Origin of the sequence: Agrobacterium deltaense RV3 (assembly GCF_900013505.1) — a bacterium.
In the GTDB taxonomy this organism is placed as follows: Bacteria; Pseudomonadota; Alphaproteobacteria; order Rhizobiales; family Rhizobiaceae; genus Agrobacterium; species Agrobacterium leguminum.
In genome coordinates this window covers 843,698-859,136 of sequence record NZ_LT009746.1, presented here as the reverse complement: position 1 = coordinate 859,136, position 15,439 = coordinate 843,698, and the positions used below count along the sequence as shown (strand labels likewise).

Sequence of the window (15,439 nt, the reverse complement as noted above, 5' to 3'; positions counted from 1 at the left end):
TTCACTTAATTTGTGACACGCCTCATTTCGAGCGGTAGGGCCACATTGTCGGCACTGCGCCACTGATGCTGTAGGTTGGACTGAACATTGCAGGCCCGGCTAGGCATTCGAGATGAGCGCTCGCCGGTGTGCGTTAGCGCTTTTGACTTACAACGGATAGGTTACCCTGTGTGGGCCGCACCAGAGAAGACCCGGTCAGCCCAAAAACAAGCGATTCGATCTCTTCCCATGGTAGATTAATATCATTCGCAATATCGCGCTTCGTGAGGCCCTTGGACCAAAGCGTAGTGAAAACTTTTGCTAAGAGTGTAGAGGTTTCGCGGTCAACTCCAAGCGGCTCGGTACGCGTGATCGACAATGAATGTTGGAGATCACGGTGGCGACAATCGGAAACTCAGAGGGCGCTGCCAAGCACAAGTGCGAAGGCGCGGTATGAAGCCCCGCTGCAAGAGCTTCGTCACCAAACTCGAAGCCGAAAAGTGGGCACGCGACCTCGAAGCACAGGTTGATAGGTGCGGAACTGCACCGGACACAAAAATACTCGAAAGCGCCGCGCTCGGGCAGTTGCTCGAACGATATCAGCGAGAAGTGTCGCCCCTGAAACGCGGGGCCGTCCAAGAGATACAGCGCATCGACGTTTTGCGCCGCCATGATCTCGCCTACCGGACGATGGTTGGCCTGAGCCAGCAGGACATTGCGTCGTTCCGTGACGAGCGGCTTCAGAACGTAGCTCCATCTACGACTGTTCGAGAGCTTGCGATCCTTAGCCACGTTCTCGAGGTCGCAATCCGCGATTGGGGGCTGCCGCTTCCTGATCCGAGCCTTTACTCAGCCGCGTCGGTCTTACAAATCTTCCGGCTCTCCCACTCTTGCGGACTCAGCGTCTTGATGTCGAACTGGTCGCGGGTGCGGGTATAGGTATGCCCGCCCATGCGGCCAACGGCGTCCATCATTTGCTGGTCGATATGCAGGTTAGATGTGTTGACGGCGTCGCTGCGCACGAAGACGCCGACGACTTCACCGAGGATGATCTCGCGGGCGGGACCTACCTGCAAGGTGGTGTGGCGACGGCACTCAAGTGCTGCGGGTGCTGCGAGAATGCGTGGGCTGCACACCATCTCGCCCGGCACGGTTTCGAGACCCGCCTCTTCCATCTCGTTGATGCCAGGACCAAATTTGATGGCGCAGATCTCCATCTGGTCCACGAGTGCGTTGTCGCAGATATGCACGGTGAATTCACCGGTCTCGCGGATGTTGCGGGCCGTATCCTTGAAGCGCATATCGGCATAGTTCTCGACACCGATCGCAACGATTGCCGGATCATGAGTCAGCACATTGAAGAAGCTGAACGGCCCGGCATTGGGGCGACCGTCTCTGTCGACGGTTGTCACAAGCGCGATCGGGCGCGGGATGACGGTGCCGATCAGGATCTTGTAGCGCTCGCGCTCGGTGAGCCTGGAGAAATCGAAATGGGTGTGCGCTCGGGTCGTATCGGTCATCTCAGGCCTCGGCAGCAATGCGGTGGGTTTCAAGCGGAGTGTGGCGCGACAGGTTTTCGAACCCGTCCTTGGTCACGACATACATGTCACCGACATTGCAGCCGGCCGACAGTGGCTCAAGCCACTGTGTGTGGAGCACGAAGACCATGCCCTCCTCCATCCGATCGTAGTTGTGAGAGGATATGTTGAAGCTGTTCTGGCCGCCGGCCATGCCGACCGAATGGCCGAGATTGGGGTTATGCGGGCCATGTGTCGCCGGATAGACATGCATGAGCGTGCGGCCCTGCGCCTCCCAGTCGATGTTCTTGACATATTGGCGCGGGATAAGCCTCGCGCTGCCGTCATCCATCGGTGCCCAGTTGTAAGGCATGGTCCGGGCTTCCGGCGACGCCAGCATGCCGCGCTCGATCATGGGCTCGAAGGCCGCATTGTTCACGTCGCGCATCAGGGCACCGGGGCGGATCAGCTTTTCTGCCCGCTTGACACCTTCGGTACAGGCGGCGAGCACCTCTTCCTGGCGCCTGGTGATCTCGCCAACGGCGAGCATACGTGCAGTCTGCGCCGTATAGCCCCGATAGGTGACGTTGGAGACATAGAGATTGATCAGGTCTCCGGGTCGCACGACATGCCCGTAGGGCTTGCCGCAATGGGTGCCAAATTCGTTGATGCCAATCTGGTAACCGTCACCGGTCTCGCCACCGAAGGAGAGTTGCGCCTGGGTGAAGGCCGCGTAGATCTCGTGGTCGGTCACGCCGGGTTTCGCTACGTGATAGGCCGCCTGGGTGGCGATGCTGACCAATTGGGCGGCCGCCCGAAACATCTCGATCTCGCGTGGCGAGCGGACCTTTTGCATGCGGTCTAGAATGGCATTGTCAGCAACGAACTTCGCCATCGGCATCAATGCGTCGAGGCCTGCCCAGAAGGTCAGCGAGGTGCGGTCGCCAATGCGGCCGATCTGCGCTTTCGATAGCCCCATGCCTGCCAGCAGTTCGGCACATTTTTCGGCGGTCTTGATGACGCTGTCGCCCGGACGATCGGCATATTCCCGCCCGATCGGGCCAATCTGCCAGATGTCCTCCACCAGAACGGGTTCGCCACCCGGTGGCAAAAGCACGGACTGGGTAAAGAAGGACAAAAGCACCATCGGTTCGTCGACATCCGTCGGGATGATAAGTACGCCCTCCCGCATCCAGTCGCAAATATAACGGAGATAGTGGTTCGACGTGTGAAACCAGCCCACACCGCCAGTATGAACAATCAGGGCGTCATGTCCGGCCTCCACTGCCTGGCGGCGGATACGCCGCAGACGATCCTCGAATTCCTCGACCGGAAGGGGCAAGGGCGCTGCGAAATCGAAATCCGGCTGAAAGTCGGCGAGCAGCGAGCCGATGCGATAGGCTCCTGTTCTGGTGGCGGTCATGTTCATGGGCTATTCCTTCCAATATTGTTCTTGTTCGTCAGGCCTGTCGCGCAGGCGCCAGCACCCGCCTTGTCACCAGCATCACCACCAGTGTCAGGCCGATCAGCAGGCCGGACATTGCCGCAACGCGCACGTCGAGCGACTCCTCGATCAGCGCAAACATCCTGAGCGGCAGCACTGTCGTCTGTGCATCGGCAAGGAAAAGCGAGACGGAAACATTGTCGAGCGACTGGATGAAGACGAGAAAAGCGCCGGCGAGAATGCCTGGTGTCAGCAAGGGCAGGATCACGCGCCTGAGCGTGGTGAACCACGTGGCTCCCATCACCGTCGAAGCTTCCGCCAGCGAGGGATTGATACCCTGCGCGACGACCGAAGCGGCGCGGTACATCAAAGGCCCGAAGACCACCACATGGCCGACGACCGTCAGCCAGAGCGAAGGCTGCAAGCCAACGAAATTGGCGACGATCAGCGCAGCCAGGCCATAAACGAGGCTCGGCAAGACCAGCGGGGCGAGAAGCAACGGCTCGATCGTGTTGACCGACCGACGCTGCAGTCGAGCCATGCCGATCGTGGCGGGCACGGCGGAGAGAAGCGAGCCGAGAACGGCAAGGCCTGCGATCTTCAGCGAGTTGCCGGCGGCAATATGCTCCGTCCCGGAGCGGATAGGATCGAGCAACGCCTCATACCAGCGCAGCGAGAACCCTTCCGGGGGGTATTTGAGCGTCTGCCCGGACGTGAACGACATGGTGATCGCGATGACGATCGGGGCTACAAGATAGATCAGGCTCAGGCCACCAAAACCGAAGACGAATGCCTTGTAGAGAATGGCGGGGACCGGGTTTTCGGATTTTCTACGCATGGCCGACAAGCCTCCGGTGACGGGAAATCATGGTCATGCCGACGAGAAGAACGCCGGTCGACATGAGGAGCACGACGGCGATCGCAGACGCCATCGGCCAGTCGAACAGCGTGCCGACCTCTCGATAGATCAATTGCGGCACATAGACGTTGCGCGCGCCGCCAATCACCGCCTGGGTGACAAAGGAAGCACTGGTGCTGGCAAAGACGAGAATCCAGCCCGCCAGAAGTCCAGGCAGCATCATCGGCAACAGGACCGTGACCAGGATGCGCCACGGCCCCGCGCCCGACACCTGCGCAGCCTCGGTATAGGTGACTGGGATGCGCGATAGGATCGCCACCAGCGGAAGGATGATCAGTGGCAGGTCGATCTGGCACATGGCCATCACCAAGCCGAGTTCCGTCGACATGAGCGTGAAGGGACGGTCAGTCAGCCCAAGCGCCACGAATGTCTCGCTGATAGGTCCCTGCCGCCCGAGAATGACGATCCAGGCAAAAGTCCGAACCACATTGCTCGTCAACATCGGGATCAGCGTCAGGAAAATGATGATCTGGCGTGCGGTCTTGCCGCTGTGCCAGTAGAATAGCGCGATCGGCACACCGAGCAGCGTCGTGGTGACGATGGTCTGTACCCCGAGCTTGGCGGTGTTGACGAGAACGCGATAGTTGAACGCATCGCCAAGAAAGCGCGCGTAATTGTGCAGGGACAGGCCGTCGGGTCCAATGAAGCTGAACCCGACAAGGACGGCGAGCGGCGTCGCGAAGAACGCCACCGACAGCAGAAGCATCGGGACAACGTAGGGGAAGCCGCTCGCTTTCATGGTGCTACCTCAACCGGCGACGAGGGCGTCGAACTGGCGGATCCATTCCGGCCGGTTCTTGTTGATGGCAGCCCAGTCAGGATAAACGAGAGAGGCAAGCTGCTCGCGCTTCACATAGGCCTCGATGCCCGGCGTCAGCTCGACCTGCCTGTTCGTCGGGAACATTTCCTGCGGCGGCATCTTCAGCTTGTCCTGTGCGGCCTTGGAAATCGCGGCATCCATATAGGCATAGGCCGCGTCGACGTTCTTGGCGCCCTTGGTCAGATGAATGTTGACTGGCGCTGCGGGCGAACCCGTTTCCGGCTGGACGAATTCGGCCTTCAGCCCCATGGCCTTCAACTTCGCGACATTGCCCGTCGAGCACATGAAGACTGCTATCTCACCCTGCTGGAACAGCGTCATCTGGTGGTTCGTGCTGGCCACCACGCCCTTGATATGCTCCGGGTGTTCCTTGAACAGCTTGAAGACGGCATCCATGTCGGTTGGTCCCGAGCCGTAAATCTTGGCGATCTCGGTATAGGCCATGACGCCCGTGTTGGAGGCGAAGCCGGTCCACGATACAAGCCCTTTGTAAGCCGGGGTTTCAAAGAGATCGCGGTAGCCCTTCGGCGCCGGGACGAGATCGGGATTATAGGCAATGCCGTTGACCTCGACCGTGACGGTTGGGCCATATTCGCCCTGGAAGGCCGGATCGAGCATTCCCCAATTTTTGAGCTTCGACGGGTCGATCTTCTGGATGAGGTCGTTCTCGACGGCGATGGCCATCTGACCGGGTGACATCAGAAGCGTGTCGTAAGGCGGGTTGCCGGGGCTTGCCATGACCTTGGCGAGTTGGTCCTGCGCCATTACCGGGGCGACGGTCAGATCGAAACCGGCCTCCTTCACGAGCGGCGTCAGCACCGTGCGATAGCCGTCTTCCCAATTGCCTGGGAAGGTCGCGGCGACCGCCGTGCCACCAGCCGCACGGGCGGCGAAAGGAACGGTTGCTGCAACAGCCGCACCGGCGGCAAGCAGTCCGAAACGGCGTCTTGTGATGTTGAAGTCTTGCATCTGTTCACCTCTGTTGTTGTTATTTACGGAATGCTTCCGGTTCGCTCGGAAAGGCGTGACACCTCATGGTGTCTATCTCGGCAAAGAGCTGTGCTCCCGGCTCGGGGATGAAGGTCGAAGGCCCGCGGACCTCGGAGGAACGAAGGTTTGTCCCGTCTTCGAGAAGGAGATCATGGACTAGGGTAGGCCCAAGCGGCACTGACACGGTCAGTCGTGCCGGCAGGGCAGATGCGCTCGGCGTGGCGGAGAGACGCACATCTTCGGGGCGGAAGGTGATCGTGACCTTGGAGCCGGTGGTGAAATTCAGACGACGCGGAAGAACGAGGACCCTGCCGTTCGCCAGCGAGATAGTGGTTGCTTCCGTCTCCACGCGGTCCACCGTTCCATGCAGCACATTGGCCTGACCGATGAAGGTATTGACGAAGAGAGTCCTCGGCCGGTCATAAACGGCCATCGGCGTATCAATCTGCTCGACATTGCCCTTGTTCATCAGCACCAGGCGTCCAGCGAGGCTCTGCGCCTCCTCTTGGTCATGCGTGACGATCAGCGTGGTGATGCCGAGCGTTTTCTGCAGATGGAGAAGCTCGACCTGCAGGTCGAAACGCAGGGCCCGGTCCAGGGCACCGAACGGTTCGTCGAGAAGCAGAAGCGAAGGCCGTCCGGCAATGGCACGGGCCACCGCCACGCGTTGCTGCTGACCACCGGAGAGCTCACGCGGCAGCCGATGACCAAACCCTTTCAACTGTACGAGCGAGAGCATCTCCTCGACCCGCTCGCGCCGCTCGGAGCGCCCAACCTTCTGGCAAGCCAGCGGATAGGCGATGTTCTCGGCGACCGTCAGGTGTGGAAACAGCGCATAGTTCTGGAAGACCATGCCGATACCGCGCGCACGCGCCGAAACATTGGCAAGGTCCTCGCCACCGAGCTGGATCACGCCGCTTTTCGGCTGGATCAGACCCGCGATAGCGCGCAATACCGTGGACTTGCCGCAGCCGCTCGGGCCCAGTAGCGCAACGATCTCACCGGCTTCTATCTCGAAAGAGATATCGCTGATCGCATTCTGTCCGCCGTAGCTATGGGTCAGGCGACGAACGCTAAGCTGCTTGCCTTCTGCTGCATTCGAGGTCTGCGACATGAATGTCCCCTTGGGTTGCACCTGCATAGCCGAGGGCGTCGCGCTCGTCGGTCTCAGGCGGAGATGTGGTCGATCGGCAATTTTGAGTTCGCTTTGGGTCATGGAAACAGCAGTTGCAATTGGCATGCCAACTGCGCCTTCTGTATTCCAGGTAAATTATTAAAAGACTGATTATATTTATTTATTTTTGATTTGTTCATTTTCGTAAGTTCATAATCACATAAAAACGAATTTTCGTGTGAATTCATTAATTGTGCATTCGTGATCGGCGACGGTGATTTGTTGTGCAGGTTTCTGGGTTGCAAGCCGTCGAGCCGCGTCAGTTTGCGGCTTTCGCGAGGATGGCAGTAACGGGACACGCCTGACAGACGATACTATTGTATAATTAAATCAATAATTTAACGATTTTGTTCGTGGGCAAAATGCTCAGGATTAATCGATGGATTATTTTTTCATCAGAATTTGCGAAACTTTATGCGAAAATAAAGTCGAATCGTTATGCGATCTGAGTATTAAAAAAATAAGCAATTAAAAACAGTCATATAGGATCTGATACGTCAAACTGGCATGCTGATTGCTTCGTCCAATCTGAAAATTCACGACGACAGATAATGTGAAGAAGGGGTTCCGCATGCATAGTTTCAAGAAGACTCTCACAGCCGCCCTGGCAGGCGTCGCTCTAGCTCTCCTCGCCTCAACCGCGCAGGCTGCAGAGGGTACGCCCGTGAAGATGGTGCCAGAGGCGGATGTGGCCAAGCTTCCAGGCGTCGCCTTCAATCAGCAATTGGCAGATCGCTTGCCTGCCGCGATCAAGGAAAAGAAGGAGCTGAAGGTTGCGACGGATCTGACGCCGCCAATCAGCTTCCAGGACGAGGCCGGCAAGCTGATTGGCATCGATGCCGACCTCGCGGCGGCGCTGGGCGTCATTCTGGGCGTCGATGTGCAGATGACCAATGTCGGCGCGGGCGCAGCCATCGTTCCCGCTGTGCTCTCCAAGAGGTTCGACATGACGCTTTCCGGTATCAACGACGATGTGGAACTGGAAAAGCAGGTCGACGTGATCGACTACATGTATGACGCAACAACCATCATGACGGTCAAGGGCAATCCACTTGGCATCAAGAGCATGGAAGACCTCTGCGGCAAGAAGGTTGCCGTGCCGGTCGGAACCTTCCAGAACAGGCTCGTGGTTGCTGCCTCGGCAAAATGCAAGACCGCGCCCATCGAGATCATGTCCATACCGAAAATGCCTGACGTCCTGCAGGCCGTGCGAACGGGCCGCGCCGATGCGACCGTCAACGGTTACGCAACGAGCGTCTACACCACCGAAAAGCAGACCGGCAAAGGCGTCGGCCTACAAGCCTTGCCCGATGTCCGCCTCGCCGTCGGTTATCTTGGCATGCTGGTCTCGAAGGATAATCCAGAGCTCCGGGATGTCGTGATCGCCTCGCTCCAGCACATGGTCGACAGCGGCGCCTATCAGGCCATCATGGAGAAATGGAGCCTTGGCCCGCTTGCCGTGAAGACCGTCAAGTTCAACGATGCTGCCTCCATGCCGGTGGAATGAGCCATGGCACTCTTTGCTCAACCGATCTGCATGACCATCGTGCCTCCAGTCCGCAAGCCGATACGCTGGGGGCAGGTCGCAACCGGTAGCATTGCGATCCTTGTGCTGGCCCTCATGGTCCTGGCTGTCGGGCGAAATCAGAGCGTCCAATGGAGCGAGATCCCGCGCTACATGATCGACCCCGTCATTCTTGGCGGCGTCGTTCTGACGCTCGAATTGACGGCCGGCGCCATGGTCGCCGGCATCGTCATCGGTTGCCTCATCGCCATTATGGCGACGAGCCAGAACATCGTTCTTAAAGCGATCGCCGTCGCCTTTGTCTGGTGGTTCCGCGGCGTACCGCTGATCGTCCAGATATTCTTCTGGTTCAACATCGCGCTCTTCGTCCCCGAGATCGGATTCGGTTCCTGGTCGGTTTCGGTAAACGACATCGTCACACCCGCCTTGGCCGGCTTCCTGGCGCTTGGTCTGCACGAGGCGGCGAACATGAGCGAGATCATTCGTAGTGGCCTGACTGCCGTGGATCGGGGACAGCGCGAAGCCGCATCGTCTCTGGGCCTCAGACCATCACAGACTCTGCGAACGGTGGTCCTCCCTCAGGCAGTAAGGCTGATCGTCCCGCCGACCGGAAACCAGGCGATCGGCATGCTGAAGGCGAGTGCCATCGTTTCAGTCATCGGGATGCAGGATTTGTTGACACAGGCGCAGGCCATCTATGCCCGCAACTTCCTCGTCATCGAGCTCCTGTGCGTTGCCTCGCTTTGGTATCTCGGGATCACCACGATTGCGTCCATCGGCCAGCACTATCTGGAACGGAAGCTCGCGCCAAAAGGCCGCTCGAACAGCGGCAAAAATTGAGCATGGGGGGCGCCAGCGCGCAGACAATGACGCCAGAAAATCAATCAACCAAGGGATCGTCACCGCAGCGAATCCCATCAGGAAACACCAAGGAGAGACTATTATGAGACTGGGTATCGATAGCCAGAAGCTTCCCGAGTTCGTGAAACGCGGACCGCTCGCAAGCCTTGACCTTGTCAAGGAGCTTGGCCTTGCGGGCCTGTTCTTCCCGACAGTTCTCGACATGAGCCCGACGCTCGACAAGGGAGCACTTCGCGACATCCGCGAGAAAGCCGATGAACTGGGGCTCTACCTCGAAAGTGGCGTCGGCAAGATCAATCCCTATTGCAGCGCCGAGGCTCCGGAGTTCCGGGCGATCGGCGATGGCGACGTCATTCTGGGCTTTACCCGAATGATCGAGGCAAGTGCTTCCATCGGCTGCCGCGAACTATGGATCTCGCCGGGCAATTTCAAATCGGAGTATCGTGGCAGGCTGGCAAATGACCGCTTCCGCACCGACGTCACCTGGGAAGAGCAGTTGCTGGCAATCGAGAAGGTCTTGCTGAAGCTTGCTCCCGTTGCGCGCGCCAATGGCGTCCATCTCAATATGGAAACCCATGACGAGATTACGTCCTTCGAGATCCTCCGGTTGATCGAAAAAATCGGTGAGGATTGCATGGGCGTTGTCTTCGACACGGCCAACGGCCTGCAGCGCGGGGAACATCCGGTTTACGCCGCAAAACGTGTCGCGCCATACGTTCGCCAGACCCATATCAAGGACGCCTATGTGGGCCGCGCAACCGGCGGCCTCGATTTCCAGACCCGCCCCGTCGGTTGGGGGATCGTGGATTTTGCCACGATCATTCCAATCCTGGCAGCGGCGAACCCGAATCTCAATCTCTCATTGGAAGTTGCCGCCTCCGTTGAAGACAAGCCGCGCAAGGCCAATCCGCGTCAGTGCATCGAGATCGACGACCCAGCGTGGCGCGCTGCGCACCCGGACCTCGATGCCGAAGAGCTCGACGCCTATCTTTCCCTCATCAGCACCTTTGAAAAGCGTGTTGCAGCCGGCGAGATTCCGGATTGGGAGACCTATGAGGCGACCAACTACGGCTACCCGTCCTATGAAAAGCAGGCCTATGGCTTCGACGCGGCTATCATCTTCATTCGCAATTCGGCCAGGCATATCGAGACGATCTGCGCCGATAATGGCATCGATCTTTCCCCATCCGTGGCGAAACGGCAGGCGGCCTGATTTCGACTTACGCGATGACGGTGGAGATCTCTGCCGTCATCGTGCAAAACCCAAGATCAAGTGGATTTCCAGCGCGTATCAATGTACGCAACAATATGTGTATGGATGTGATCAGATCGAGCGACCGGCCGCTCGAATGCATGCGGAGCAGGACATGAAGAAGACTCGTCGGCAGACCCCAAAATCCGCCCCCAAGGCGCCGAGCGCAGCCGAAGCGGCAGAAAATGCCAATGACGACGTCTCTGAGCGCATTCGCACGACCCTTGCCACTGCCATCGGCGAAGGCGCGCTGAAACCCGGCACCAAAATCCTCGAAGATGCCATTGCCGACCATTTCGGCGTCAGCCGCACCGTTGTCCGTGGCGCTCTCGGCGTGCTGGAAAGCGACCACCTGCTCGAGCGCAAGCGCAACCGCGGCACCTTCGTCGCAGAGCCGGGCATCGAAGAAGCCAAGGCTTTGTTCGAGGCACGCCGCAAGATCGAACATGCGATCCTCGACCTTGTAATGTCCCGTGCCACCACCGAACAACTCGATGCGCTGGAAAAGTTGACCGACGAGGAAGAGCACATCCACCACCACGGCGACGAAAAGTCGAAGACGGTGCTTTCCGGAAAATTCCATATCGTCCTGGCGGAGCTTGGCGGCAATGCCGTCATGACCGAAATGCTATCCAAGATCGTCGCGCGCCTTTCCCTCGTCATGGCGCTCTATGAAGAAGACAAGAAGGACGACTGCGGCGCCGATCACCACCGCCTGATCGTTACGGCGCTGAAGGCGAAAGACCTGGCGAAGGCACAGGAGTTGATGGACCACCATCTCGCCGACATCGAGGGGCGCGTTAGGCTGACTGAAGGACAGGGCGATCGGCACACGTTCCTGGCCGTGTTGGAGAACTTTTCATGATGCGCCCAGATAAGAACAAGCCATAGGTATTTCGTTGCGCCCGCCGTGCGACGCGGCGTCAGAAGAGCGGAAATAATTTCCTGCGTGCAGGTGCATCTCTCTCCGGAAGAGTGGGGACGCTGGCAAAAGCGTTTCCTGCCGAGAAGGCGTCATAAAAGCGATTCAGTTGCAAACGCCGTTTGCATAAGTCTGGCAATCAGGCACAACAGATGACGCCATCTGTTTTAGTGGCACCATCGAGCAACGCCTGACCGACACGATCACTGGAATTCGAGGCTCATCCGGGCAAGGTCGTCCCACAGGCTTTCGGCAAAACCGCGCAGCACGATGACTTCGAAGACCTGTCCGTCAAGCCGGGTGAGGTGGGCTGCGATGTGGCCGATCAGCGTCGCGGCGGAATGTCCCACCGGGAATGCTGCGAAAGACAGGTCGACCGCCGTGCCTTTGGCCAGAACCCGCTCGGCCATCTTGCCTTCGATGTGGATGCGAACGCGTCCCTGGCTCTGGTCGACACCCGTTGCCAAAGGTTCGAGCGCTGCAAGAAGCGCCTTCATATCAGCGTGAGACAGAGGGTGTTCACTGACGATGAACAATTGGCCCGGTGAGACCGCGCGTATACCGCCTTTGGCAAGGTCGCGAAGGCGGGCTTCCAGATCCGCTGCGCCGGGTGCGGCCAGAACGTGGATGATCGTGCCTTCCGGCAGGGGAGAGAGCTTGATGGCGGTGGAGGCAATCGCTCGCTTTGCGCCCAGCACCGGGCGGAGCGTCGGCCGGAAGTCAGACTTGAAATCAGACATGGAGTTTCTCGTTTTGAGGATCGACAAAAACCGGGTTGCAAAGGCGGGCTTGGGTAAATTCGTTGCGCAGGCCGTTCCAGACCATGATTTCCTCACCATGCCGCGCAGGGCCATTCTTGACGAGGGCGAGACCGATGGTCGAACCCAGATGCGGTGAGAAGGCGCTGGAGGTCACATAACCCTGATCGTTCTCCAGCGTTGCCGTGGCATCCTTCGCAAGAATATGCGAGCCGGTGCGGAAGGACTGTTTTGGATCAAGCGGCACGACGCCGACGAGACTTGGACGGTCGGCGTCGGAAAGCCCCTCGCGCTCCAGCATCCGTCGGCCAATGAAATCGGTCTTCGTGGTGGAGACCATTTTGCCGAAGCCGAGATCGGCGGGCACCACCGTGCCGTTGATTTCATTGTGGGTGACATGGCCCTTTTCGATGCGCAGCACGCCTAGCGCCTCGGCGCCATAGGGCATTATATTCTCCGGCTCGCCGGCTTCCATCAGCGCATCGGCGACGCTTTCACCGTAACCGGCCGGGACGGCAAGCTCGTAGGCCAGTTCGCCAGAGAAGGAAATCTGGAACAGGCGTCCATGCAGTTGCTCGCCAAACAGGGAGACTTCCCTGGCTGCAAGGAAGGGAAAGGCCTCGTCGGAAATATCTTCATCGACGATCCTCTGAAGAATGGCGCGCGCCTTCGGCCCGGCAATCGCCATCTGCGCCCATTGATCGGTGACGGAGGCAAGCCGCACATCGAGATCAGGCCAGAGCGCCTGCGCGCAGAATTCAAGATGGTTCATGACGCCCGCCGCATAGGCGGTGGTGGTCGTCATGAAGAAGCGGTTTTCCTCCAGCCGGCTGGTGGTCCCGTCGTCGTAGATCATGCCGTCCTCACGCAGCATCAGACCATAACGCGCCTTGCCGACCGGCAGTTTGAGGAAAGCGTTGCAATAGACCCGGTTCAGGAATTCCGCGGCGTCACTGCCACAGATTTCGATCTTGCCGAGCATCGATACATCGCAGAGCCCGGCATTCTTGCGCACATTCAGAACCTCACGGTCGATGCTTTCCCGCCAGCCGCTTTCGCCTTTGCGGGGAAACCAGGAGGAGCGATACCAGAGCCCCGTTTCGACGAACACGGCCCCGTTTTTCTCGGCCCAACCATGCAGCGGCGATTTGCGCACCGGTTGGAAATGCTGGCCATGATAGGCCCCAGTCAGTGCGCCGAAGGAGACGGGCGTATAAAACGGCCGGAACGTCGTGGTGCCGACATCCGCCGGGGAGACGCCGCGCGCTTCGGCCAGCAGCCCGATGGCATTGACATTCGAAAGCTTGCCCTGATCCGTCGCCATGCCGTTCGTGGTGTAGCGTTTGGCGAGTTCGACATGGCCATAACCTTCACGGATGGCGAGGCCGAGATCCTTGCGGTGAACGTCGTTCTGATAATCGACAAAGGCTTTCGCCTTGATGCCGGGGATGGACCATAGCGGTTTTGCAGGCGGGGCTACGATATCGTTTTCCACCGCGCCGAATGTCGGTGCAGCTGATGCAAAGCCGAGCTCTTGCGCCAAGGCCGCGCCCTTCCGCGCGCCATCCTCAAGGCAGGCGGCGATACCGTTTATTGCGGAAACCGCGCCGGCGAATTCCAGCCCCTTGAGATTGCCGGGCGCCAGGAAAGCGGCATCGTCTTCCGACCAGACCGGCTTGCCGCCGCGATGGCAGGCGAGATGGATGATGGGGCTGAAGCCGCCCGACATGGCCAGCGCATCGACATTCAGCTTCTCCGCGCGGCCATTCGCAAAAACCTCGATGGCGGAAAGCGCCTTGCCGCCCTTGGCATTGGAGACGACACCACCTTTGATGACGCGCGCTTTGCCTTCGTAGCCCGGATTGCCCTGTTCACGGCTGTCGATGATGGCGGCCAGAGCGACGCCCTGCGCCTCCAGATCGCGGGCGAGCGCATAACCGCTGTCATTGGTGGTGAAAATTGCCGTCGCCGTGCCGGGGCTGACGGCATATCGATTGAGATAGCTGCGCATGGCGCCCGCCATCATCACGCCGGGAACATCGTTGCCGCCGAAGACCAGCGGTCGTTCTTCCGCGCCAGTGGCAAGCAGCGCCCGCTTGGCGACGATGCGCCACAGGCGCTCCACGGGCACATGGGCTTTCGGATCTGGCAGATGTTTCTGCACCCGCTCCACCGCGCCGAAGACATTGCCGTCATACCAGCCGAAAGCCGTGGTTCGCGTCAGCACCGTCACATTCGGCAGGGTTTCGAGCTCGGCAACGCATTGCGCTGCGAAATCCGGAGCGCTCTTGCCGCCGATGGCTGCCGTTTCGGAAAGAAGCCCACCGCCCGCCACGGAATGTTCATCGACAATGATGACGCGCGCGCCGGCGCGTCCTGCGGCAAGCGCTGCCGCCAGACCCGCCGCGCCGGAGCCGATCACCAGCAGGTCGCAATGCGCCCAGCATTTGTCGTAGGTATCCGGGTCCGCCTCGTAGCTTGCTTTACCGAGGCCGGCGGCTTTGCGGATGAAGGGCTCGTAGACCTTTTCCCAGAAGGCGGCAGGCCACATGAAAGTCTTGTAGTAGAACCCCGCCCCGAGGAAGGGAGACAGAAGGCCGGTCAGCGCGCCGATATCGAAATCGAGAGAGGGCCAGCGGTTCTGGCTGTTGGCTTCCAGCCCGGCATAAAGCTCCTGCATGGTGGCGCGGGTGTTCGGCTCCGTGCGCCCGCCGCGGCCAATGGTCATCAGCGCGTTCGGCTCGGCTGCACCCGCCGTCAATATACCGCGCGGGCGGTGGTATTTGAAACTGCGACCGACGAGTTTCTGGCCGTTGGCGAGCAGGGCGGAGGCGAGGCTGTCGCCTTCAAAGCCTGACATCGGCTTGCCGTCGAAGGTGAAGGAAAGCGGTTTGGAACGGTCGATCAGACCGCCGGTCTTCAGGCGGTTGGCACTCATGCGTTTGTCACTTTCGTCTTGTCGGCGGCGTCGCGGCAGGCGGATATCTCATGGGTGGCGGTATCGCGGGCGACGACCAGCCAGCGGCGGCAGCCGGATGTGTGGTGCCAATATTCCTCATAGACGCCGCGCGGATTGTCGCGCAGATAGACATAATCGAACCATTCCTCCGCGCTGGCATCGGCGGCGGGCCTTTGAAGGGCTGCGCCCTTGATGGTGAATTCTTCCCTGGGTCTTGGCCCGCAATGCGGGCAGGGCACGAGACTTGCCATTTCAGATGTCCTTGATCCGCCAGATAGCGGGATGGCGAAAACTGTGAGCGATTTCCGCCTGAAATCCC

The 15,439-nt window shown here is 59.5% G+C and carries 13 protein-coding genes and 1 pseudogene; 5 read left to right on the top strand and 9 right to left on the bottom strand.

Translation table 11 applies throughout. The features are described from left to right. Positions 1 to 357: 357 nt before the first annotated feature. Positions 358 to 810, top strand: a pseudogene (locus tag AGR7B_RS26220) (site-specific integrase); the annotation flags it as partial. Positions 811 to 824: 14 nt separating this feature from the next. Here AGR7B_RS26220 and AGR7B_RS18295 read toward each other — a convergent pair. From AGR7B_RS18295 to AGR7B_RS18270, 6 genes are read right to left on the bottom strand one after another with little or no spacing between them, the layout of a single operon-like run. Next, positions 825 to 1,499 (bottom strand): flavin reductase family protein, encoded by a 675-nt coding sequence (locus AGR7B_RS18295; RefSeq protein WP_161987915.1) that lies wholly within the window; start codon positions 1,497 to 1,499, stop codon positions 825 to 827. Between the two features lies 1 nt (position 1,500). After that, positions 1,501 to 2,925, bottom strand: a complete 1,425-nt coding sequence (locus AGR7B_RS18290; RefSeq protein ID WP_080857522.1) for a Xaa-Pro peptidase family protein — start codon at positions 2,923 to 2,925, stop codon at positions 1,501 to 1,503. A 31-nt stretch (positions 2,926 to 2,956) separates the two neighbouring features. Then, positions 2,957 to 3,778, bottom strand: coding sequence for an ABC transporter permease (locus tag AGR7B_RS18285; RefSeq protein WP_080857521.1), 822 nt, complete (start codon positions 3,776 to 3,778; stop codon positions 2,957 to 2,959). After that, entirely contained in the window at positions 3,771 to 4,598 is an 828-nt protein-coding gene (locus AGR7B_RS18280) for an ABC transporter permease (protein WP_080857520.1), read from the bottom strand. Before AGR7B_RS18280 ends, AGR7B_RS18285 begins: the two co-directional genes overlap by 8 nt. Positions 4,599 to 4,607: 9 nt before the next feature. After that, positions 4,608 to 5,648, bottom strand: a complete 1,041-nt coding sequence (locus tag AGR7B_RS18275; RefSeq protein ID WP_080857519.1) for an extracellular solute-binding protein — start codon at positions 5,646 to 5,648, stop codon at positions 4,608 to 4,610. 19 nt (positions 5,649 to 5,667) lie between these two features. Then, a complete protein-coding gene (locus AGR7B_RS18270; protein ID WP_425352635.1) occupies positions 5,668 to 6,885 on the bottom strand; it encodes an ABC transporter ATP-binding protein in 1,218 nt (405 codons plus the stop codon). A 529-nt stretch (positions 6,886 to 7,414) separates the two neighbouring features. Here AGR7B_RS18270 and AGR7B_RS18265 point away from each other — a divergent pair. From AGR7B_RS18265 to AGR7B_RS18250, 4 genes are all read left to right on the top strand, one after another. Next, the gene (locus AGR7B_RS18265; protein ID WP_080857518.1) at positions 7,415 to 8,350 is read left to right on the top strand and encodes an ABC transporter substrate-binding protein; all 936 of its coding nucleotides are present in this window, start codon (positions 7,415 to 7,417) and stop codon (positions 8,348 to 8,350) included. 3 nt (positions 8,351 to 8,353) lie between these two features. Continuing rightward, a complete protein-coding gene (locus AGR7B_RS18260) occupies positions 8,354 to 9,208 on the top strand; it encodes an amino acid ABC transporter permease (protein WP_080857517.1) in 855 nt (284 codons plus the stop codon). Positions 9,209 to 9,311: 103 nt separating this feature from the next. Beyond that, positions 9,312 to 10,442: a sugar phosphate isomerase/epimerase family protein gene (locus tag AGR7B_RS18255; protein ID WP_080857516.1), complete on the top strand. Its 1,131-nt coding sequence runs from the start codon at positions 9,312 to 9,314 to the stop codon at positions 10,440 to 10,442. Positions 10,443 to 10,596: 154 nt separating this feature from the next. Continuing rightward, complete coding sequence (locus tag AGR7B_RS18250; RefSeq protein ID WP_065656697.1) at positions 10,597 to 11,346, top strand: GntR family transcriptional regulator; 750 nt, start codon at positions 10,597 to 10,599, stop codon at positions 11,344 to 11,346. A 260-nt stretch (positions 11,347 to 11,606) separates the two neighbouring features. Here AGR7B_RS18250 and soxG read toward each other — a convergent pair whose 3' ends face one another. The 3 genes from soxG to AGR7B_RS18235 are packed head-to-tail and all read right to left on the bottom strand — an operon-like array spanning position 11,607 to position 15,371. Next, positions 11,607 to 12,143, bottom strand: coding sequence for a sarcosine oxidase subunit gamma family protein (gene soxG, locus AGR7B_RS18245; protein ID WP_080857515.1), 537 nt, complete (start codon positions 12,141 to 12,143; stop codon positions 11,607 to 11,609). Then, positions 12,136 to 15,099: a sarcosine oxidase subunit alpha gene (locus AGR7B_RS18240; protein WP_080857514.1), complete on the bottom strand. Its 2,964-nt coding sequence runs from the start codon at positions 15,097 to 15,099 to the stop codon at positions 12,136 to 12,138. Before AGR7B_RS18240 ends, soxG begins: the two co-directional genes overlap by 8 nt. After that, positions 15,096 to 15,371, bottom strand: coding sequence for a sarcosine oxidase subunit delta family protein (locus AGR7B_RS18235; RefSeq protein WP_080857513.1), 276 nt, complete (start codon positions 15,369 to 15,371; stop codon positions 15,096 to 15,098). Before AGR7B_RS18235 ends, AGR7B_RS18240 begins: the two co-directional genes overlap by 4 nt. Positions 15,372 to 15,439 lie beyond the last annotated feature (68 nt).